General features: G+C 64.9%; 1 protein-coding gene. It reads right to left on the reverse strand.

Going from position 1 to position 1701, the window contains the following annotated elements; translation table 11 throughout:
* On the reverse strand, positions 1 to 1498 hold a 1498-nt coding region (gene metG / locus I6U14_RS15720; protein WP_296900465.1), incomplete at its 3' end, for a methionine--tRNA ligase.
* Between the last annotated feature and the right edge of the window lie 203 nt (positions 1499 to 1701).

Here is a 1701-nt window from a genome sequence, read left to right on the forward strand (position 1 = left end):
GGGGGCGGCCGGTGTCGAGGTCGTAGTCCACCCCGGACATCAGCCAGAGGTGGTGGATGCGGTCGGGCAGCACCGCCACCGTCGGCAGTGACGCGATCCGCAGGGTCTCGGCAAAGTAGTACAGAATCGTCGCCAGCCGGTCACGCTGGGCCTCGTCCTTGGCCAGCTTGAACGGCTGGGTCTGCTCGATGAAGTTGTCGATCTTGCGGACAAGCTGCATTGACACCTCGACGCCCTCGGCCAGGTTGACCTGGCCATAGGCCGCGTCCAGGTGCTCGCAGTAGTGATCGGTGCTGTGGCGAAGGTCGCTGGCGAGCTTGTCGGGATGGCCGGGCGTGGGCACCTGGCCGTCAAAGTAGCGCACGATCATGTTCGTCACCCGGGCGGCGCAGTTGCCGAGGGTATTGGCCAGGTCCGCGTTATAGACGTCCACGAACTTGTCATGGGCGAAGTCGGCATCGGTCGCGCCCAGCGGGCCCTGCGTGGCCAGGTAGTACCGCAGGGCGTCCAGGCCGAACTCCTCGACATACGCGTCGATCTTCTCCAGGTCGATGAAATTGCCCAGGCTCTTGCTCATCTTCTGGCCCTCGGCGATCCAGAAGCTGTGAGCGTAAACCTGCCCGGGCAGCGGCTCGTCCAGCGCCATCAGCAGCGCCGGCCAGATCACCGCGTGAAACCACAGGATGTCCTTGGCGATCAGGTGATGCTCGGCCGGCCAGTACTTGCGGCGGTCGTCGGTATCAACCGCGGTGAGATAGTTGAACAGCGCATCGACCCACACGTACACCGTCTGCTCGGGATCGTTGGGCATGGCCACGCCCCAGCCGCCTGTGCCCGAGCGGCTCATGGGCACGTCGTTGAGTCCCTCGCGGATGCGGGCGAGCACCTCGTTCTTGCGGGCCTCGGGCTGGATGAAATACGGCTGGGCCTCGATGTGCTCGAGCAGCCGCCGCTGGTAGGCCGAGAGGCGGAAGAAATAGTTCTTCTCACGCTTTTTCACCAGCGGCTTGCCGTTGATCGGGCTCTTGAAGTTGTAATCCTTGGCCTTGTTCTCGGGAACGTACTCCTCCTGTCCCGCGTCGTACCAGCCCTCGTATTGACCCTCGTACACGTCGCCGCTGTCCAGCAGGCGTTTGACGTACGCGACCACGCGGTCCTTGTGGCGGGGCTGGCTGGTGCGGATGAAATCGTCGTTCGATTCGCCGAGCTTGGCGAAGGTCTGCTCGAACGCCTCGGCGTTGCGGTCGGCCCACTGCTGGGCGGTCATGCCGCGCTCGGCGGCGGCGTCGGCGACCTTGGCCGCGTGCTCGTCGGTCCCGGTCAGAAAGAACACGTCGTCGCCGCGCAGCCGATGGTAGCGGGCGAGCACGTCGGCGAGGGTGGTGGTATAGACGTGGCCGATGTGGGGCCGATCGTTGACGTAGTAGATCGGCGTGGTGATGTAGAACTTGTTCGCGGTCTGGGTCATGTTGGCCGATTGTAACGGACGCCGCGGCACGCGTCGCGATCGCCGCGCTACCATGTGGCATGAGTGCATGGACGAAAAACTGGAACGGCATACGGGCCTGGCTCAACAGCGGGCCGCACTGCACCCACTGCCGCCCGCCGTGGTCCCCCCGCCACGATGGCGAATCGCACGAAGCGGTGCATGCGACGGCCAGGAACAAGACACGACGGAAGGAGACGGCCAAGCAGCGGGGG

The sequence above is a fragment of the Thiohalocapsa sp. genome, from assembly GCF_019695415.1.
In the GTDB taxonomy this organism is placed as follows: domain Bacteria; phylum Pseudomonadota; class Gammaproteobacteria; order Chromatiales; family Chromatiaceae; genus Thiohalocapsa.